This window comes from Collinsella sp. HCP28S3_B9 (genome assembly GCF_052066095.1).
Taxonomy (GTDB): domain Bacteria; phylum Actinomycetota; class Coriobacteriia; order Coriobacteriales; family Coriobacteriaceae; genus Collinsella.
In genome coordinates this window covers 23,998-44,097 of sequence record NZ_JBQHST010000004.1, presented here as the reverse complement: position 1 = coordinate 44,097, position 20,100 = coordinate 23,998, and the positions used below count along the sequence as shown (strand labels likewise).

Below are 20,100 nucleotides of genomic sequence, written 5' to 3'. Positions count from 1 at the left end.
TCTCCTCCTAGTTGTTGGACTCGACGGTTGCGGGGGTGTCGGCCGCGTCCTCGAGCTGCAAGTTCAATAGCTTCATGCCGTATTCCGGCACGTTGATATCGATGGGTTGGCCATACAGGTCACCAGGGCGCACAAAAGCGAGCACCGTCATCATACGCGCCATGGCCTCGGGCGATTCGGTGAGCCCGCGCTCAAACCAGCGCTGAATCATGCCGACCTCGGCACTCACGACGTAGGTGACGTAGTAGTCAAAGAACGTGCCCAGCGCCAGGCCCAAAATGCCCGTCTGCGCACGCGGCACCACAGCCTCACGCGCGGTGTCGATAATCCTTTTAATGAAGGCCTGGTCGCCGCCCGGACCCAGCAGCGCACCGATCAAGTCGCGGTTGGCCGCAAGATAACGCAGTAGCTCAACCGAACCGGGCGCCGGCTCGAGCTCATCGATGTTGTGATAGAGATCGGGCAGCCGAGCTGCGGTGATGAGCTCAATGCGCTCACGGATCTCGGCCAGCAAGCCGTCCTCGATTTGATTGATAAAGTCGGGGATATCGCGGTAATGCGAATAGAACGTACGGCGCGTAAGGCCGGCGCGCTCGGTGAGCGACGCGACGTTAATGCGCGAAAGATCGCCGCTTTCGGCAAGCTCGCTGGCAAGTGCCTGGCGAAGGGCACGCTGCGAGCGAAGGGACCGGCGATCGCATTTCTCGAGCTGGGACAAGCGTCCTCCTTGTTACTCAGCCTGTGCGCTATTGCACAGTGCGAGTATTATTGCACACCGTGTGCATCAACACGTAAAGGCAATATTTGGATGCGACGAAGAGGCAGTCCCTTTGTCACATCGAGCCGCTGCTTGGTCCCGTTAATGGGACCAACAATCGCCACGCCCGTTTCATCATGCCGGTAATGATCGATAAGGAGGCCGACATGAACAATCAGGCATGCGATGGCATCACCGATGCCGGCAAGGACCTCGTCCTCAGCTGCATCAAGAGCCAAGAGCTGCGCGACCACATGCGTAAAAACCTATACTGGCCAGCGCCAATCATCGCCGGCTCTCTTAAGACGCTTGATGAAAAACGCACCATGCTCGAGCAACTCCGCAAGGAGGTTTCGCCGGAGCTGGTCGAAGATATCGATTCGCATCTCGCCCAGCTCAACAGCGCACTCGATATGCTCCACAACATCGAGCGCGACCGCGGAATCCTCCTGCTATACGTCATGGTCTACAACGAGGAGGAGCGCGACGCCGACGCCCTCGACGGTCCTTTCCCCACCGCATCGTGGGAGGCCGCGCAGGCACTCATGAAGCGCTACATCGAAGAGTATCCTGAAGACGACTGGTCCGAATCGTACTGGAAGATCGACCTATACACCCCAGAAGACCTTCACGAACATCAAACGGCGCAGTCCTCCCTGGCGTTTGCGGCAACCAAGGATGGCGAGCTTATATTTCTCCGCGATCAGCGCAATAACCGCACTCGCAAATCGTATGTCGAAAGCGCCTGGCGAAACGATAGCAGACGGTTCTGCAACAGCAACGAACCCATCTATACGCCGTGGGTCCCAGGCGACATCCTCAAAATCGACGGTCGCCCCTTTGATCACGGGCCTCGCTTTGCCATTGTGCTCGAAAACGACTACGAGCACACGCTCCGGGGACAGATCTGGTGCGCAGGGCCTAGTAAAGATCACGGCGTTAAGGAGGGTTCACTTTCATCCGGCACCTACAGCGACAGTCTCCTGGACCCCTTCATCCCCTCCGCCCTCTACACCGCCGAGTGCTACACCGGTGAGCTGCCGGACGACTGCGCTTTTATGCTCGAGCTTTCGCAGATGCTGCACGACAGCCCCGACTACGGCAAGCAATGGTCCGAAGGCTCGGTCGGACATGACTGCCTTCAGCCGTATCGCAAGCCCGCCAACCAAAGCGAGCTGGATATTCGTCCGGACATCTTCGAGTTTTTAGACTCGCACAGTATTAAGGAGCATCTTCAACGAATCAACTACGAGCTCACCACGCCCGTAGCGGCTTTCATTGTCAATTGCTCGCATAAAGCAACGCTGCAGCAAAAGCTCGAAGGCTGGCAAAAGATCATCGACAATATGCCCAATTGCACCATGAACCGCAGAAACGACACGGTCGTCATCCCGGACTTCCATGCCTTTCTGCGCAATGTCATCAAGCAGGAGAAACGAAAGCTCGCGCACCTTAAAAGGACGGACGGTCAAAGCCTGTACTTCTTTGAGGACTACTCGTGGGACCGGCGCGGGCAGGGCGGCTATCTTTACGGCCCGTACAGCAGTTATCAAAAGTGCTTCGATGCCATCTGGAAAGAGCTCGACGGTGACGATCCCAAAGCCATCAGGATCACTCGTCGTCCCATCGACCCAGACGAAGACCACTATGCCGACGACATGGTCTTACTCAATGCGAACGGCGAAGTAATGTCTTGCGATTACCGCAACAAAAGCGAGTGGGACGAGGCGGGCACCGCCAGCGATTTCGAGGACATGTGGTTTGATATCCCAACGCCCCTCCATGCCGGAGACATCGTCTGCAACCTCCAACGCCCCGACAAGCCGATGGTGCTGTTTGACCTGCAAACTTGGGGATCCGAACGAATCGACAAAGAGCTGGCCTCCTCCGTCTACAAAGAGCGCCTCGTTCAAAAGGCCGACAAGCTATTGCGCTGGCACCGATATGACGGCGACACCAGCGACATGTACGCCTACGGCTGCCAAGTCTCATCCGCCTTGCATTTCCCCTTCTACATTGGGGAGCCTGAGGGCTTTCTTTTGGACATCGACTATTACCGCAAGCCGCTCAAGTCAGAGGAGCGAATCCTTTACGGCGTCAGGGCATATGTCAAAGGCGACCTGGCGGTTGATTCGCTCGCCGCAATGGCCAGCGCATGCGAGCTACAGGCGCTGGCGGAGAAAAAGGCGCGTGGCTTCGAGGACGCAGACAGCTGGCTCAAGGACCGCTACCCAGAACTGTTCGATGCGACGGCCGATCCCTTCTTAGAGGAAGACGGCGGTTGCGCCAGTTACGCTTAGTTTTTGAAACGCCACTACCGATTGTCCTTTCAGTACGCGCACACTCATGTACCAGTGCGTTTCCAAAAGTATGTTTGACGCGAGATTCATATGGGACCCGTTAATGGGACCACAAAGCACAACCTCTGATGGATGCTAACGGCAACGACCGAATTGGAGGTTGCAATGGACAGCCAAGCAGATACCGTGATCACCGATGCCGGCAGGGAGCTCGTTTGCAGTTGCATCAAGGACGATGAGCTGCGTGCTCATATGTTCAAACACATGGGAATGGCAGATGGCTCCCTCTGTAAAACCATCGGCGGCTCCCTCAAGACGCTCAACGAAAAACGGACCATGCTCGAGCATCTTCGCAAAGAGGTCTCATCGGATTACGCCGAAACGATCGACTCCGGCCTCGAACAACTCGACACTGCACTCGATATGCTTTACAACGTTGACCGTGACCGCGGTATCTTGCTGGTCTCCGGCGTGTTTTACAGTGAAGACGAGCGCGGGCACGACACCTTTGATGGCCCCTTCCCCGTTGCCTCTTGGGATGCCGCTCAAACCCTTATGAAGCAATACGTCGATGACGACCCCGATGAAGATTGGTCCGAATCATTCTGGCAGATTAAGCTCTATACCGCCGAAGACTTACACGACCGCCCACGTGCTCAAGCCTCGCTGATATTCGCCGCAACCATGGCTGGCGATTTGGTCTTTTTGAGCGACCGCCGGAATCAGCGGACTCCGCATCAAAGCATCAATCACTTGCCGTGGAACAATAGCAAGCACTTCTGCGCCAATGGTGAGGTCTTTTACACTCCCTGGGTCCCCGGCGACATCATCAAGATCGACGGTCGGCCCTTCGACCACGGTCCCCGTTTTGCCATCGTGCTCGAAGACGACTACGATAGTTCGTTCAAAGGCCAGGTTTGGTGCGCCTATCCGGGCAAAATCTACGGCGTTGAGGAAGGCAATCTCCGCTTGAGGGATTTCACGGACGGCTTCCTCGACGACTTCACACCCTCTGCGCTCTACACCGCCGAACGCTATATCGGCGACTTGCCCGATGATTGCTCCTTTATGCTCGAACTCTCGAAAAAACTGCACGATGACCCCGGCTGTGGCAAACATTGGTCGGATGGATCGGTCGTACACGACTGCTTGCAGCCATATCGCACATCGGCCGGCGCCGGCGTCAACGCCATACGTTCGGACATTCTCGAGTTTCTCGACTCGCCCGATATCAGAGAGCATTTGGAAGGCATCGGCTACGAGCCCACCACGCCCGAGGCAGCGTTCATCGTCGACCATTCGAACGAGAAGACGCTGCAACAGAAGATTGAGGCCTGGCAAAAGATTCTCGAAAACATGCCCAATTGTGCGATGAGCAGGCGACACGGCACGTTCAATATCCCCAACTTCCATGTCTTTCTTCGCGACGTCATCAGATGGGAGCGCAAGAAAATCGCCCGGTTCAAACAGCCTGGCAAGCACATGTATTTCTTTGAGGACAAGACGGGAAGTCCCCATGAGAGCGGGTGCAATTATGGCCCCTACACCAGCTACGAAAAATGTTTCGAGGCAATCTGGAATGAGCTTGAGGAGGAAAATCCTACCTCGATAGAAATAACGCGCCGCCCGATCGATCCGGACGAAGACTACTATGCCGCCGACAGGCTCATGCTCAACGCAAAAGGCGAAATTATGGACTGCCAGCTGAGCTGCATCGACATGGAACGCGAGGGCGAAGACCCCACTTTCGCTTTTGAGTTGATGTGGTTTGACATCCCGACGCCATTCCACGCCGGCGACATCATTTGTCGTCACGGCGACCCTGGCGACCCCATGCTGCTTCTCAATATGCAAACATGGACCACGAAGCGGGTCATGGATGAGCTTCCGCCTTCCACCTACAGGGAATGCGCCGCAAAAAAGGCCGACGACCTGCTCAGGCACCATCGGCAAAATGGCGATACGAGCGACATGTACGCCTACGGCTGTCAGATTGAATATCCCCTGGAGTACCCCGTCTATATCGGAGAGCCGAGTTGTTTTCTTCTCGATATGGAATACTGCCGCATCCCGCTCAAGCCGGAAGCGAGAATTCTGTACGGCGTGCGGGCATATCTCGACGGCGATCTGGGTCTTGACTCACTAATTGCGCTATCAAGTCTTTGCGAGCTACAGGCGCTGGTCAAGAAAAAAGCCGAGCGGTTTGAAGGGGAAGACGGCGGGCTCAAGACCCGCTATCCGGAGCTGTTCGATGACACGATAGCCCCGCCAGCACGATTCAAAACAAAGAGGAGCTAACCATGGACATCTTGGATTTTGTTGACTCCCGGGACATTCGGGAGCACCTGCGCTGTATCGACTTCCAGCCCAGCACCATCGAGGCCGCCTATCTGGTTTGGTTTTCGAAGACCGCCACGCTCGATCAGAAATGCGAAGCTTGGCAGGAGATCGCCCGAACCATGCCCAATTGTTCGCTGGAGGCAACCCATGCCGGTCTTGGAAGGCCGGCTATCCCCGATTTCCATGCTTTTTTGCGCTGGACAATCGATTACAACAAGCGGTGCGTCGATGCGTTTGCGAGTGGGACGGGCTACGTTTATCAGTATGAAGAGGAGATTGTGCCCGACGGGCAACTTTGTGGGGCCTTCGGCGCGCCATTCAGCTGTTATGAGAAATGTGCCGAGGCGTTGCGCGGTGATGATGAACTGGCGAGCCGTCCAGAGGCACGCGTACGCATCACCCGGTGCCCGCTCGATGCCGACGAAGAACATCACCGGGAAGACTGGCTCATGGTGAACGGTAAAGGCGAGGCCCTTTCCGTCTATTGTCCTTCCGCCGGCCCCGTTGAGAACGATTGGGAGATCGCATTCGAGTTCATCTGGGTCGATATCCCCACGCCGTTCCACACCGGCGATATCGTCTGGACGCCGCAAGGCAGTGCCCGTGAGCCGTTCATGCTGTTCGATCTGCCCACGTGGGACCGGACAAAGCTCCAGGCAGAGCTTCGTCAGGCAGACCGTTCTGACGAATGGCTTGATCATGCGCAGCAGCGCCTCGAGCACTATCGCCATGCAGGAGATATCAGCAACATGCGTGCCACTGGCTGCTCGATTACCTACAACGAGACGTTTCCCCTCTACATCGGAGAGCCAGACCCGCTTTACCTGAATCTTGAGTACTATCGCAAACCACTCGAAGACTAGCAGCGAATTTTAATCGCCGCCCAGGCCTACCTGCGCGGCGACCTGTATGTCGACTCACTCATCGCGTTTATCGACACCATAAGGATGGAGTCCAAGGCAAAGCGCAACCTGGAAGAGCTACGTCTTGATCAGGCGCCGCTCAAGGAGAAGTACCCGCAGCTATTTGAATAAAGGTCGTCATGCCCGAATCCACAAGAAGTCGCACCAACAACTCGGAGACTATCGTGCACGAAGAAATAATCAACCTCATCGAATCTCCGGAGCTGCGAGAGCATTTGCTGCATAATCCGCAGCTCCTGAATGGTGATCATTACACGCAAATCATCGGTGGCGCGTCGATAGAAATCAACCGCAAACGGGAGATGCTCAGCAGGCTGGCTGCTGCCGAGCGCGGCTCGTCAGACGAAACCTTTGATTGGTACGGACCAGAAATTTGTATCGACTACATCGATGACTGCCTGAACGCGCTAAAGGCCGTCGACGAAAACAGAAAAGTGCTGCTTATTAGCGAAATTAGCTTTGTCGACAACGAAGTGGGATCCGCCATCACGCATGGCCCCTTCCCCGTAGCATCCTGGCAGGCAGCCCTTGCGGCAATGAAGGCATACGCAGACAAGTGGAGCGAAATGACAGACCTGTCGTCCTCATACTGGATGATCGAGCTGTTCAACCTTGCCAACGACCCAAGCTGTTCATATCCATACGACGGCTTTCTACAACCAGACTACACTTACTACGCAAACGCCTCCGGCGAAATCCAGTACATCTGCAGGGAAGAAGAGGGCGAATGTGGCGAGGTGCTCGACTGCATTGTGGGTGGAATCTTTGGCCCGTGGTTCAAGGGGGCATATGTCGACCTGCCCACTCCGTACAGAAAGGGCGATATTCTTGAGATCGACTGCCGACCATGGGCGCCAGGACCTTGTTATTGCCTGGTAGCAAACTCGAAATTGGACTGTCTGTATTCCGATGGCGATGGGCAGATCAGATGCGGCTCTATCCCCTACGGCAGTTGCTTTGCCGGATGGGCGTATACGAACTTGATGCTGTCGCCCGTGTTCAGGGCGAGAAAAGCAACGCAACCTTTACCAGAGGAATACGCGTTCTTGCAAGCGATTGAACCGAATCAGATAGATAACCTGCTAGAAGAGTGCGCCAGCAGCAAAGAGGAAGAGCCGATTTGGCTGGATATATATCGGCATCGCGCACGCTGACGGACACCAGAGATGGACTATAGCGACCCTCAATAACTGGTTTTGTTCGCGCTCTTCAAGCGGTGCTCCAACCCTCATTGTTACGAGAAGAGCCGCACCCAGTCCAGGCACGGCTCTAGTAAGAATATCCAAACAGCTTGATTAATAATGGCCATACCTTAAACCTGCCCAAGCCAGTACTTAATATCGCGCTTAAGCGGCGTCTTTCCCATTAATCAATCGAACGTTGAACTTATTTGACGATTTTCTTCATTTTCTTCTTGGCATCGTCAAGACGGCGACCCTTGAAGTAATACCAAATAAGCCTATCAACCTCCTGAAAGCCAATGCTATCTTCAACCGTTTTGATCGTCAGAGAGGAATCTGACGGAGACTCATACGAAAACTCATTCGAATGCTCGCCTCGCCAGAGGTTAATGCCATCGCATACACTTCTATACAGCTCACGGTAATTCCGGTAACCCGAAGGCGAATCGTCATTGACATAATCCGAAATCAACTTTTTCAGCTTTGAATAGCTCATTTTTTCGATATCAGTCCGATCGGAATAGGCCCAAATATAATAAGGAAGAACCTCCCCGACAACGGAATCGTAGATACAATATCTATCCCCAAGCCTGCCTTTTATACATGTGTGATGACAGAATTTCGATGCAAATGAAACATTGTTTTTCTTAAAGTCGGTAAGGCCCTCATCACGCAAATAATTCTGAGCATATCGAGCGATAAGATGAACCGCCTCGGCGTCTCCGCCCTCGCCTCCACCATTCGGGTCGCTCTTCAGGGCTTCGATTAGTTTCATTTTGTTTTCAATAATTCCGCGGGCAGTCAGCGCTGCGCCACCGGTCAACAACCATTTAGACTTCCGACTATTAGAACTATTTCCCTTTTCAGAACTCTCGTTGTATTTTTCCTCAAGTTGAGGAATATCAATTTCTGGGATAACGTTCTTGATTTCGCCAGCTTTGACTGCATCGCTATATCTCTTTCCCAGCACCGCTAAGTGTGTTGAGTTCACTTTATTGGTGTAGTAAACAGCCTGTTTAATAGCATCCTCATCGCCGCCAAGAACGTCGCGATACATTTTGCCAACAAATTTTTCGTCTGCTATGTCATAAGACGAGTTATGCTCGATCATGGCCTGAACAAATCTAATATTCTTATCGCTAAACACTGGGAAGCCGTTCTGGTCCAAGTCAAATAAATATGGATTGGCAGTTCGCTTCACTCCATCGTCCTCTTTCGTCACCGGATTAAAAACTATCTCTTGACGACTCATGCGAACTCCTTCCCAGAGCTGTTCAGTCATGGTGCTGATAGGTCACAACACTTTAATTATTATGGTAATTCCTGGCCCACTTAGAAGCATCTTTTTGGCTGTTGAACGGTCACTTTCTGCTGGCAAACGCGCTGCTAGCCGAGCAGTTGTTATTGGTTATGACCTCAACCGAAGACTCGTGCGCAGGAAGGCTCCACGCCATCGGAGCTCATGTGGACCAAGACGTCCGTATTGCAGTGTGTCTCGGCGAATTCCGCGCCATCTTCTCGGTCCTCCACCGCGAAACAGCCTGCCAGAATGGCGGATGTCGGGCTGAGCATGTTGCGCAGGTCGCGCAGGATTGCATTTATCGGGCGGTTGTCGTCGAGCATTTCGAGTCCGTCGATTACGACTACGACGTCCTCTAGCACCGCCCTATTCCACGCCTGGTCGCCGAGCAGCCAACTCGTTAAAAGGTCTATGGTCATGTTATCTTCGACAAAGATGCCCAGGCTGCGCTGCTTGATCCGCATCGTTGCGCGGACCGTCTCAACCTGTTGTTCCTCAAGATCTTTCGGCACCTTGGCCCCCATCTCGGCTCGAATCAGCCGGGCGACCGCATCCTCTTCACGCTCCCGCATCGGCACGTAAAGCACAGTGCACTGCTCGCTCAGGCATAAAACCGCATGCGCCAGTACGTTCGAAACGTCTTCATGCGCGCCGCCAATCACGCTAAGCTTGCCGAGTCCAATACCGCCGCCCAGGATGTCGTCAACAGGCGTACCAGTCTTCAATACCTGCAGGACCTCGAACACCGATGTTTCCATGACATGATCGAGCTCGGAAGTCAGTCGATCATGGAAACGGCTTATGTCAAAGCCGTCATCGCCCCGTTCTTCACGAATCCAACCACGCTGGCTCGCATTTGTCGGCGGCATCACGCCTGATAGGCCCATCATCTCGCCCAAACTCACAGAACGGCCAATTCGGTCGTCCCTGGAGTCAATCTTTAGCGTCATCGCAACCCTCCTAACGCCTACCACGCTTACCAGTAGCCTTAAAATTCCAAATCGGCTTGAGTCGGTGAATAACATCAACCGTCGGGTCCATGAGTCTCAGTACATCATCCGCAGGCTTATACGCTTCGGGCGACTCATCGAGCGTCGTCTCGCATGCACTCGGACAGTAGATGCCGGCATCGCGCATCTCGTTAACGAACGACCTGGTATCGAGCGTTTGGAACGCTTTGGTGCGGCTCATCGCACGACCCGTCCCGTGCGGCGCCGAGCAGTTCCACTCCTCGTTTCCCTTGCCGCGTGCAATAACGGCACCGTCGCGCATGTTGAACGGAATCAGCACTATCTCGCCTGCATGAGCGCTAATGGCGCCCTTGCGAATCATGCCGCCTTCCGAGATGTAGTTGTGCCTGGTGGTAAAGCCGTCTCCGTCGAGTCGAATTCCCGTACGCTCAACAATCTGTGTGACAATCGCCTTGCGGTTCTGATTCGAGAAGCGCTGGCAGTTATGCATATCGACGAGATACTCGGCAGAAAGATCTCCCACGAGATACTTAAGCTCGTCGGGGATATCCGCTGTGCACGCCTTCTGCGCCAGCGCCTGATGATGCTCCGCCGTCTGCTTGCCCATGTTGCGCGAGCCGGTGTGCACGACCAGATATTGGCACCCATCCTCGTCCTCGTCGAGTTCAATGAAGTGATTGCCGCCGCCCAGCGTGCCCATGGAGCGCTCAACCTTGCGCTTGTCCTGAAGCCAATCACGCGACCCCATGTCAAAGTCCGCGAGTGCGCAGGCAGGATCGCGATGAAGGCAAAAGCCCGTGGGCACCGCGCGCTTCACATCGCGATTGAACTGAATGAGGTCATCGCGCGCAATGGTCTCCGCAAGCGGCACACAATACATCCCGCATCCGATGTCGACCCCCACCAGGTTGGGAATCACCTTGTCGCCCAAGTTTGCCGTAAAGCCAATCACGCAGCCCTTGCCCTTATGGGCATCGGGCATGATGCGGATCTTGGCACCTTCAAACGCCGGGCAGCTGGAAATCTCCTCGATCTGCTCCTTGGTTGAATCCTCAAGATTCTCGGCAAAGACTTTGATGTCTGCCATCGCATTTCTCCTGTTCTGATCCTTGTAAACCGGAACCGGCCCCAAGCCAATAGAGCGCATGTCACACCATCCAGCCAAACCGCCGATTTCCGTTTAACCACCTTTCGCCCTATTCGAGCTCTTATTGCTGCGAATACTACGGTCGCGCGGACTACAATGAGTCCCAATAACGGGTCTTGTTTTGTATCTCCGCCTGATACCCTACCGGCGAAAGGAGACAACGTGGCGAACAGACCAAATCAAAAGCTCAGGCTTCTGTTCCTGCTTAAAACCTTGATGGAAAAGACCGACAGCACGCACGGGCTCACAACGCAGCAGATCATCGAGGAGCTCGCCTATCACGACCTCGAAGCCGAACGCAAGGCCATCTATCGCGACCTGCAAACGCTTCGCGACTTTGGGCTCAACATCGACCAACGCGGTGGCAGGGAATGGGCCCTGGCTTCGCGCCCGCTCGACCTGCAAGAGCTCATCATGCTTGTTGACGCCGTGCAGAGTTCGCCGTTTTTGACCGATGAGTTGACCGACCACCTCATCGGCAAGCTGCAGAGCCTCGCCAGCCTGGGCGAACGCGAGTTGATGCACAAGCGCGTCGACGTGCCTTCGCGCGTGAAGATGCAAAACTCCGATGCCCTGCTCAACATCGACTTGATTCAGCAGGCTATGCGCGAAAAACGCAAGATCCGCTTCCATTACTTCCACTACGACGCCGCCAAGCAAAAGGCCCTTAATCATGACGGAAAGACCTACGAGCTCACGCCTGTACGCCTTATCTACTCCGACGAACTCTATTACATGATCGGGTTTCGAGATAAATGGGCTAATGCCGGCTCGGGTCATCAGCCGTTCACGCCCTACCGCGTCGACCGCATGCTCGATGTTGCGGTGTCCGAGGAGCCCGCGACCAAGGATCCGCGTATCGCGGGCTATGTGCTCGAAGATCACGTTTCGCCGTCGTTTGGCGTTTACGCGGCCGACAAGACCACCGTCGTGCTGGAACTCGATGACCGCGCAATGAACCCGCTCATCGACAAGTTCGGGCTCGACGCCGTTGTGTTTGAGAACCAGGATGGGCGCTTGCTGGCGACCGTCAAAGCCCCGCTGTCTCCGCAGTTCTTTGGCTGGCTGCTGCAACTCAGCACGTTCATTAAGATCGTTCAACCTCAAAGTGCCATCGATACGTATCTTGACTATCTCGATAGCACGCGTGCGCTCTACCAGAAAGACAGGTAATACTGCCATGAACATGACCCCCAACTTTAACGTATCGTTCGAGCGCCTGAATCCCGAACAGCGCGAGGCCGTCGAATGCCTAGATGGTCCGTTGCTCGTCATTGCCGGCCCCGGCACCGGCAAGACGCAGCTGCTGAGCCTGCGCGCGGCGAACATCTTGGCCAAACGCGACGCCGCCCCTAGCAACATCCTCTGCCTCACCTATACCGAGGCGGGCGCGGAGGCCATGCGCAAGCGCCTGATTGAGCTCATCGGCCGCGACGCCTACGGCATCGAAGTCAGTACGTTCCACGGATTTGCAAGCAGCATCAGGTCGCGCTATCCCGAGTACTTCATGCGCCCTTCGACCGACACGCTTGTTACCAGCCTGCACCAGCAAGAGATTTTTGATCGGCTGCTCAAATCGCTGCCCTTTGGTTCTCCGTTAGGCGGAGGGTCACCTGATATGCCTGCACAAAACATCGGTAAGATGATCGGCTTTGTCTCCAAAATCAAACGCAGTGGCCTGGACTACGACACGCTGAGCGCCATCGCGCAGCAGAATATCGACGCCGCTGCCTGGCTCACCGAACATTCCGAGCTGCTTACGCTCGTCTGTGGAAGGGCAAGCGCCGTGTTAGCCGAACGCTTTGAGGAAGAGGTCGAGCGTGCCTGCGCCATGGCACCCACATCGCTCACCCGCCCGATTGACTGTCCCGCCGGCACATACGTGCCGTACATCCTTGAGTTGCGCGACACCGTTCGCCGCACCGAGCTCATCGATGAGAAGGGCAAATCCTCGGGATACACCAAGGTGCGCGATGCCTTCTTTGGAGGCAGCAACTCTCAGGGGCGCACGTTTAAGATTGCAGAGCAGAGCGAGCGACTCAAGACCGCTTGCGGGATCGCGCGTCGCTACCAGAGCGAGCTCGACCAACACCATCTCTACGATTACGACGACATGATCGGCGACTTTGTTAACGCTGTCGAGCACAACAACGCGTTGCGCCAAGTGCTCCAGGACACCTATACCTATATCCAAGTTGACGAGTTCCAGGACACCAATGGTGCCCAGATGCGCATCATCGAGCTGCTCTGCGACGGCGTTGATGCGCCCAATATTATGGCCGTTGGCGATGACGATCAAGCCATCATGCGTTTTCAGGGCGCCACGATCGAATGCGCCAACCAGTTTGCGGCCGAGTTCTCGCCCCGGAGCATCGTGCTCAAGACCAACTACCGCTCCACGCCCGCCATCGTTGAGCTTGGTCAAGCTATCGCACGGCAAATTGAATATCGCCTCGACGCCAGCTCGAACAAATCGATCGTGGCGTTTAGGCCCCAAGGTGACCAGGTCAACTTTAGTGAGAACGTCTTCAGCGGCAAAGCCGAAGAATACGCCGCTGTCGCTGCGAGCATTAAGCAGCGGCTTGAGTCCGGCTACCTCAATGACTGCGAAGATCCCAATGAAGGAATTGCAGTCATCTCTGCCAAACACGCCGCACTGCGTTCGCTTATCCCCTTCCTCGTTAAGGAGAACGTGCCGTTTTCCTATCGTGAACGGCAAAATCTCTTTGCCTCCGAGCGCATGCAGACGACGCTGGCGCTGCTGCGCTGCGTTGCCGCGCTTACTCGCGGGAAGAAGGAGCTCGCCAGCAGCTATCTTCCGCAGATCATCTGTGCCACCGAGCTGGGCGGTGACCATCCATCGTCCGTGACGTTTGCGCTCAGCGCTAAGCGAGACCAGCATGGCGACTGGATGGCCGCCATGCGCGAGAGCAATATCGCCCGCGTCAAAGAGCTGCACGACGACCTTATGCAGTGGGCGGCCGAGGCCGGCGCCTCCCCGGTCAGAGCGTTGCTCTTTAAGATTGTAGAACGCAGCCTTGGCTATTATCAGGATCATAAAAAACAGGATCCGCTGGGTGCCGCCGAATTCAATGCCGGCATCCGCGCCCTATTCGCCTTTGCCGAAGGTGAAATGGGAGATGCGCGCCGTATGGGACGCGCGCTTCGCCTGCCCGATATTGTCGACAAGCTCGATGCCGCTCAAAAGTTTGGCGTGAGTATCGACGCATCGATCAACCTCGGCGCGCCGGGAGCTGTTCGCCTCACCAGCGCCCATAGCTCTAAGGGCCTGGAATTCGACTGCGTCTACCTGCTCGATGCCGACGACTCCACTTGGCACAAAGGCGCCGGCGGCATGAGTTTGTACCCATCCAACCTGCTGATTCGTGATGAAAAGGACAACGACGACGCGCGTCGCCTGCTGTTTGTCGCCATCACGCGCGCTAAGCGACACCTCGAGCTGTACCGCGCCGGCGGGTTGGCTTTGCAGGAGCTCACGGGGCTTATCGACTCTTGCGAAGTTTCTGCTGAGACAGACCAGCTCAGCGTTGCAATCGAAACCGAGTGGCGCGACAACTACGTGTTTGATACGCCCGAGCTCCGCGCGCTTTTGGAACCTCATACCGACGTGAAGTTTCTTTCTGCCACAGCGCTCAACAACTTTGTGACGTACGAGCCTGGATGCGCAAATAGCCAGCACTTCCCTGAGAAGCAGATTGTGCGCCTGCCCACGGCGCCCACGATCCAAACCGAATTCGGCACCATCGTTCACGCGATGTTCGAGGAGATCGTTAATAGAATGGCAGCCGATGGCGAGGCGGCGATTGAGACAATTGAGGCCGAGTATCGCCAGCAGATTTCGTGGCTCGATTTTGCCCCCGAGGACGTCCATCGCTATTCGGAGCGCTTCGAACGCATTTGTCGTGCATTCGTCCCCTGGCTTGTCGAGCATGTGCATGGCTATCGCTGCGTCACAGAGGCGAATATGCAGTGCCTGACCACCGAAGGAACTCCGCTCTTTGGTTTTCTCGACCTGCTCCTCGTTGACGATGCAGCTAAAACGGTGCAGATCGTTGACTACAAGACTGGTTTTGGCAAAGAAGTCCCCGCAGGCTACCATCGTCAGCTCAAGTTCTACAAACTGCTGGTCGAAGCGTCACCCGAGTTTTATGGCTACACCGTCACTTCCATGGGCGACTACTATGTAGAACCCGACAAGACAACGGGCGAGCTCCGCCCGCCGTTCGCGACAACCGCCAACGCCGACGACATTGCCGAGCTCGAACAACTCATCGATGCCGTATGGTCGCGCATTGAACACGGCGCTTGGGATACCAGCGCTTTTGAGCAAAGCGATGCCTATGAGCTGGCCATCGAGGAGCAGAAGGGCTGCCGCAAAAAAGCCGACAAAACCGAGGTCATGCAGCGCGCCTACGAGCACTGGCTAGTCGAGAACCCCGGAATGTGACAAAGGGGCAGTCCCTTTGTCACACTATTCGATGATGGTGCGGGAGTTTTGCTTATGCATGGTGGCGAGCATGTGTTTGGGGACGGCGTGAACCATGCAGCTGCCGATAGTCGCGCTCGCGGCGGCCTTGGCGGCATCGCTGCCGTTTTTGGTCGCGTAGCTGTGGCGGAAGCGCTTGAGCATGGCGATGTCGTTGCCGCCGTCGCCGTAAACCGCGACCTCGTCCTCGGCAATGCCGTAGTAGCCCGCCAGCCAGGCCACGCTCTCACCCTTGTTGCACGCCACGTCCGTGATCTCAAACATCACCGGATCGAACGGCGCGTTGACCACGCGGTCCGAGCGCTCGGCCAAATACGCCTTAAGGTCGCGCTCCAGCTCGGGCGAGGTCACGCGACAATTGATCTTGCATACGTCATGGCGCAGGATGTCACCGATCGACTGGTCGAAATACTGTTCCTCGTGATACCCCCCACGTGCACGCATGCCGCGCATCACGATGCGCTTGATAGGACTGTCCTTTTTAAAGCCCGCCTGGTGCATCTCGAACGATCCGCTCGAGAACATGCCATCGGGCGTGGAGCAATCAAAGCAAATGCCCGGGAACTTCTTGAGCAGCTCCTCGGTAATCTGCGGGTCGATGGTCCAGGTCTTGAGCACCTCGCCATGGCTGTTGCGCACGATGGATCCGTTGAAGCAGCAGGCGTCGAGTGCCAGACCTGTAAAGCCATGCTCGCCGATCGGCAGCGTCGAGCGCCCGGTTGCGGGAACCACATGCAGGCCAGCCTCGGTCAGCTCGCGAATGGCACGGCGAATGGTCCCGTCTGCCTCGTGCAGGGCGTTCAGCAGCGTTCCGTCTAAGTCACTCGCAAACATCTTGATCATGGGCATGCCTCTCCTTCGTCTGCACGATATTGTAGACGAGAACGGGCGCGCCCCAAGAGAGGCACACCCGTCAGGCGGTCGATTCTACACCGCGGCGGGGCCGTGTTCGCCGGTGCGGATGCGGATAACTTCCTCGACCGGCTCAACCCAAATCTTGCCGTCTCCAACGGCACCGGTGCGAGCGGCGTTGCAGATAATCTCGACAATTCCGTCGACATGCTCATCGGCGCAGATGAGGGTGAACTGCACCTTAGGGATCGTGTTGACAAGCAACTCGTTGCCGCGCACATATTCCTTCCAGCCATGCTGCGCACCGCAGCCCTGCACCTGGTTGATGGTCATGCCACGAACATCGGCAGCAAACAGCGCATCTTTAAGAACCTCAAGCTTCTCGGCACGAACGATCGCCGTAATCTTCTTCATAGTGAATTCCTCTCAATAAAAGAAATGAATTGCCATTCAACGACGCGGGTTTTCGAGGTGCCCGAGATTGCCCCGAAAGAGGAGCGCCGCGTACTTCGGTACGCAAGCGACGGTTTGAGGGGCAAGGTCGGGTGCCTGGGAAAGCCGCGCGACGATTGAACGGCAAGGTGCGGTGCTTGGGGAAGCTTCTAATCGAGCCCGGAGAACGAGGGATACGCGCTCTCGCCGTGCTGACTCGCATCCAGGCCCAGCGCCTCGTCTGCCTCGTCCACGCGCAGGCTGCCGCGGAACAGCGCCTTGACCACCGCGGCGATCACCAAATCGAGCACCAGTACAAGAGCGACCGTCACCACAATGCCCAAGATCTGCGAGATGAGCAGCGACACGTCGCCCGTGTAGAACAGGCCGCCCTTACCGGTCCACGAGAGCTCCGGCACGCAGAACAGGCCCGTGAGCACGCCGCCCAAGATGCCGCCGATGCCGTGGCAGCCAAACGCGTCGAGCGCATCGTCGTAGCCAAACTTGGTCTTGAGATGGCTAATGGCCAGGTAGCAGACAGGCGATACGATCAGGCCCATGACCAGCGCTGCCCACGGCTCGACAAAGCCCGCACCCGGCGTGACCACCACAAGGCCCGCAACCAGACCGGTGCTGGCACCCACCAGCGTGGGGCGACCGGTATGCACGCGCTCGACGACAAGCCACGAGACCATGCCCGCCGCGCTGGCCGTCACGGTGTTGAGGATGGCGAGCGCCGCCACGGCGTCGGCCTTAAACTCGCTGCCGCCGTTAAAGCCAAACCAGCCAAACCAAAGCAGGCCGGCGCCCAGCGCCACAAACGGCACGTTATGCGGGCGGTAGCTCACCATGCCAAAGCCGCGACGACGGCCGAGCATTAAACAGAGAATCAGGCCCGTCAGACCGGACGAGATGTGCACCACGTCGCCGCCCGCAAAGTCGAGCGCGCCGATGATGTCGCCGATAAAGGAACCCTCACCGCCCCAGACCATGTGGGCGAGCGGCGCATAGACCACGAGCAGCCAAATGCCCAGGAAGGCCGTCATGGCACCAAACTTAACGCGGCCGGCCAGGCTGCCCGTGACGATAGCAGCCGTGATCATAGCAAATGCCATCTGGAAGGCGATGTTGATGATCTGAGGGTAGACGGCACCGTCCGCAGCATTGCCCTCGGCCGCCTGCAGCACCTGGTTGAGCACCGGCAGGCACAGCAGCTGGTCAAGGCCTCCAATAAACGGACTGGAACCATTGCCACCGTAGGCCAGCGACCAGCCGGCGATAATCCACAGCACACCAACCAGGCCAATGGCGCCAAAACACATGAGCATGGTGTTGATGACATTTTTGCGCCTGGACAGGCCACCATAGAAAAACGCCAGACCCGGTGTCATTAAAAACACGAGCATGGTGCAGATGAGCATAAACGTTGTCGACCCCGTATCGTACATTCGCTCCCCCTTGATCGCATGAACGTTGTCGGCGCCCATAATGCGGCCGAGGGGCAACTGGTGTAGACCAGATACGGCGTTGTTAAACGCTGCGTTGTCGAATGGAAACGGTGCCGCAATCTTGGAAACGGCGCGGCAACGGACGCGAAACGAACGGGAAATACGCGAGCAAGGGAGCCGTGTGCGCGCCCATCCCGGCTAGCGCCGAAACAGCTCGTGGGCGCGGTCGCGGAGATTAGTTGCTCGAATGACGCCCTCGTAGCGATTGATGCGCAAGCGCGGGAAAGCATTGAAGAAGCGCAGGTCGCGACGGCTGAGCGACACACTCGGCACCGGACGGCTCATGCGCTTACCGGCAAGGCGACGACTGAGCGACGGACGCGGCATGCTCGGCGCGGCATCGGCCACGCGGCGGGCGGCAAGCGCCAGGCCGCGAGCACCATCCGAGATAAACGTCGGCATCGAAGCCTTCTCACGAAGGGCATCGAGCGCCGCGTCGCCCAGCTCGACCAGCCACGCGTTAACGGCGCGGCTACGGATATGCGTCTGCGCTACCGAGTCGATCGTCGAATCGGGAATACGTTCGAGCATGGAGTCCGAGGCATCGGCAAGCGACTCATTGATGCGGTCGGCAAGGTCGGCGCGCACACGCTCCAGCTGATCGGACAGACGCTGCCAGCTCGCCAACGAGCACACCGCATCAACCATCATCGCGACCGCGACGATAAAGGCGGACAGCCGCACAATCAGCACCGGCAGATGGCCAAGCAGCCCCAGCAATGCCGGCTCCACTAAACGACAAATGCACAACGCGCCCAGGCCAAACGCGCAGGCCCAGTACAGGCAGATACGTCCGTGCAAGTTAAACGGCAGGTGCGAGTAGTCCCAAAAGCGTGCGCCTGTTGTCTTTTCCAATAGAAGGCCCACACTGTACTCGATTACGCTGCACACAAGCGCCGCGGCGACAAATTGGCTCGAGGCATCCGGAATCCCGCGCAGCAAAAGCCAGCAGGCTATGCCGCCCACACCATAGATAGGGCAACACGGCCCCAGCAAGAATCCGCTGTTGGCAAAGCGTCCTTGGTTGAGCATGGCGCAGACTGTCGACTCCCATGCCCAACCGCAAAACCCGTAAAAGGCAAACGAGAGCACCAGTGCCGAGAGCGGACAGGCGGCAAGCGTCGCGCCGTCAAATGCCATGTCGATCGCGGTTCCCACCGTCTACCCTCTCCTCTTTTCGCTCGAATCTTTGCTCGAGCCGTCACTCGAGCCCTCGTTCGAATCGTTCGCGCCGCCTTTGCGCGGCAGACGGCCGGCGACCGTCTCGCGCAGAGCACACCATTTATCCGCCAGGCACACAATCCATGCCTCACGACACGTCGGCGGCACCGGCACCAGCGGAAACATATGCCGCACGATAATATTCCGCTCGCGCGACGTCAGCTCAAAATCTTCCTCCGCACGCGCCAGGGCAAAAAACGGATGCCGAAAGCCATGCAGCCGATGGCTCGGATCGGGATCGTGCCAGTCATAAAGAAAGTAATCGTGCAGCAGGGCTCCGCGCAGCAACGAGGCGCGGTCGACCGAGATACCGACACGGCCCAAGCGCTCGGCAAAGGACAGGCTCGCCCGCGCTACCGAAGTCACATGTGCATAGACCGTCACATCGCCATGCTGGATAAACTCGTGCGTCAGGTCCAAGCGGCCCGCCTGGGCGAGCTGACGGGCGGCACAGTCGACCTCGTGCGCGATTTTCTCGGCACGAACGACATCGGACATGCTGCCTCCTTCCAGCGACTCACGGCGACAAGCCACAGCCTGCACGCATTGAATAAATCATCATCGAATCTACCAGTATGGCATCGGACAAAACGTTTTGCCCCACCAGTTGGCGAATTACCGCGCCGCCGTCACATATCAAACGCCAAAATGTGCGAGACTG

15 protein-coding genes are annotated in these 20,100 nt (G+C 56.8%); 6 read left to right on the top strand and 9 right to left on the bottom strand.

From position 1 onward, the window contains the following. Window positions 1-7: 7 nt before the first annotated feature. Window positions 8-718, bottom strand: coding sequence for a TetR/AcrR family transcriptional regulator (locus ACTNBB_RS01955; protein ID WP_427728052.1), 711 nt, complete (start codon window positions 716-718; stop codon window positions 8-10). Window positions 719-924: 206 nt separating this feature from the next. Between ACTNBB_RS01955 and ACTNBB_RS01950 the strand changes: the two genes are divergently transcribed. From ACTNBB_RS01950 to ACTNBB_RS01935, 4 genes are all read left to right on the top strand, one after another. Beyond that, complete coding sequence (locus ACTNBB_RS01950) at window positions 925-3,057, top strand: hypothetical protein (protein WP_441056375.1); 2,133 nt, start codon at window positions 925-927, stop codon at window positions 3,055-3,057. 186 nt (window positions 3,058-3,243) lie between these two features. Continuing rightward, on the top strand, window positions 3,244-5,355 hold the full coding sequence (locus tag ACTNBB_RS01945) for a hypothetical protein (protein ID WP_441056374.1): 2,112 nt from the start codon (window positions 3,244-3,246) through the stop codon (window positions 5,353-5,355). A 2-nt stretch (window positions 5,356-5,357) separates the two neighbouring features. Beyond that, on the top strand, window positions 5,358-6,260 hold the full coding sequence (locus tag ACTNBB_RS01940) for a hypothetical protein (RefSeq protein ID WP_441056373.1): 903 nt from the start codon (window positions 5,358-5,360) through the stop codon (window positions 6,258-6,260). 224 nt (window positions 6,261-6,484) lie between these two features. After that, window positions 6,485-7,474, top strand: coding sequence for a hypothetical protein (locus tag ACTNBB_RS01935; protein ID WP_441071011.1), 990 nt, complete (start codon window positions 6,485-6,487; stop codon window positions 7,472-7,474). Between the two features lie 232 nt (window positions 7,475-7,706). On the opposite strand, the gene ACTNBB_RS01930 is transcribed toward ACTNBB_RS01935, so the two are convergent. The 3 genes from ACTNBB_RS01930 to ACTNBB_RS01920 all read right to left on the bottom strand — a co-directional run bounded on the left by ACTNBB_RS01930 (window position 7,707) and on the right by ACTNBB_RS01920 (window position 10,859). Then, a complete protein-coding gene (locus ACTNBB_RS01930; protein WP_441056371.1) occupies window positions 7,707-8,753 on the bottom strand; it encodes a hypothetical protein in 1,047 nt (348 codons plus the stop codon). Window positions 8,754-8,917: 164 nt separating this feature from the next. Then, a complete protein-coding gene (locus ACTNBB_RS01925) occupies window positions 8,918-9,751 on the bottom strand; it encodes a hypothetical protein (protein WP_441056370.1) in 834 nt (277 codons plus the stop codon). Window positions 9,752-9,761: 10 nt separating this feature from the next. Continuing rightward, window positions 9,762-10,859, bottom strand: a complete 1,098-nt coding sequence (locus ACTNBB_RS01920; RefSeq protein ID WP_441056369.1) for an RtcB family protein — start codon at window positions 10,857-10,859, stop codon at window positions 9,762-9,764. Between the two features lie 222 nt (window positions 10,860-11,081). On the opposite strand from ACTNBB_RS01920, the gene ACTNBB_RS01915 reads away from it, so the two are divergent. Together ACTNBB_RS01915 and ACTNBB_RS01910 are read left to right on the top strand one after the other, a co-directional pair. Further along, window positions 11,082-12,092, top strand: coding sequence for a helix-turn-helix transcriptional regulator (locus tag ACTNBB_RS01915; protein ID WP_441056368.1), 1,011 nt, complete (start codon window positions 11,082-11,084; stop codon window positions 12,090-12,092). A 7-nt stretch (window positions 12,093-12,099) separates the two neighbouring features. Further along, complete coding sequence (locus tag ACTNBB_RS01910) at window positions 12,100-15,387, top strand: ATP-dependent helicase (protein WP_441056367.1); 3,288 nt, start codon at window positions 12,100-12,102, stop codon at window positions 15,385-15,387. A gap of 24 nt (window positions 15,388-15,411) precedes the next feature. On the opposite strand, the gene ACTNBB_RS01905 is transcribed toward ACTNBB_RS01910, so the two are convergent. The 5 genes from ACTNBB_RS01905 to ACTNBB_RS01885 form a co-directional block, all read right to left on the bottom strand. Beyond that, a complete protein-coding gene (locus ACTNBB_RS01905) occupies window positions 15,412-16,269 on the bottom strand; it encodes an HAD hydrolase family protein (protein ID WP_441056366.1) in 858 nt (285 codons plus the stop codon). Between the two features lie 84 nt (window positions 16,270-16,353). Then, entirely contained in the window at window positions 16,354-16,692 is a 339-nt protein-coding gene (locus tag ACTNBB_RS01900; RefSeq protein ID WP_117734256.1) for a P-II family nitrogen regulator, read from the bottom strand. Window positions 16,693-16,880: 188 nt separating this feature from the next. Next, window positions 16,881-18,158, bottom strand: a complete 1,278-nt coding sequence (locus ACTNBB_RS01895) for an ammonium transporter (RefSeq protein ID WP_441056365.1) — start codon at window positions 18,156-18,158, stop codon at window positions 16,881-16,883. A 198-nt stretch (window positions 18,159-18,356) separates the two neighbouring features. Beyond that, window positions 18,357-19,376 carry a putative ABC transporter permease gene (locus ACTNBB_RS01890; RefSeq protein ID WP_441056364.1) on the bottom strand — a complete coding sequence of 340 codons (1,020 nt, stop codon included), beginning with the start codon at window positions 19,374-19,376 and terminating at the stop codon, window positions 18,357-18,359. 3 nt (window positions 19,377-19,379) lie between these two features. After that, window positions 19,380-19,937, bottom strand: a complete 558-nt coding sequence (locus ACTNBB_RS01885) for an HD domain-containing protein (protein ID WP_441056363.1) — start codon at window positions 19,935-19,937, stop codon at window positions 19,380-19,382. Window positions 19,938-20,100: the final 163 nt, after the last annotated feature.

Bases quoted from the DNA above. Each gene is read 5' to 3' on its own strand.
- ACTNBB_RS01950 (WP_441056375.1), top strand. From the start codon at position 925: ATGAACAATCAGGCATGCGATGGCATCACCGATGCCGGCAAGGACCTC.
- ACTNBB_RS01905 (WP_441056366.1), bottom strand. From the start codon at position 16,269: ATGATCAAGATGTTTGCGAGTGACTTAGACGGAACGCTGCTGAACGCC.
- ACTNBB_RS01925 (WP_441056370.1), bottom strand. From the start codon at position 9,751: ATGACGCTAAAGATTGACTCCAGGGACGACCGAATTGGCCGTTCTGTG.
- ACTNBB_RS01910 (WP_441056367.1), top strand. From the start codon at position 12,100: ATGAACATGACCCCCAACTTTAACGTATCGTTCGAGCGCCTGAATCCC.
- ACTNBB_RS01900 (WP_117734256.1), bottom strand. From the start codon at position 16,692: ATGAAGAAGATTACGGCGATCGTTCGTGCCGAGAAGCTTGAGGTTCTT.
- ACTNBB_RS01895 (WP_441056365.1), bottom strand. From the start codon at position 18,158: ATGTACGATACGGGGTCGACAACGTTTATGCTCATCTGCACCATGCTC.
- ACTNBB_RS01885 (WP_441056363.1), bottom strand. From the start codon at position 19,937: ATGTCCGATGTCGTTCGTGCCGAGAAAATCGCGCACGAGGTCGACTGT.
- ACTNBB_RS01930 (WP_441056371.1), bottom strand. From the start codon at position 8,753: ATGAGTCGTCAAGAGATAGTTTTTAATCCGGTGACGAAAGAGGACGAT.
- ACTNBB_RS01940 (WP_441056373.1), top strand. From the start codon at position 5,358: ATGGACATCTTGGATTTTGTTGACTCCCGGGACATTCGGGAGCACCTG.
- ACTNBB_RS01920 (WP_441056369.1), bottom strand. From the start codon at position 10,859: ATGGCAGACATCAAAGTCTTTGCCGAGAATCTTGAGGATTCAACCAAG.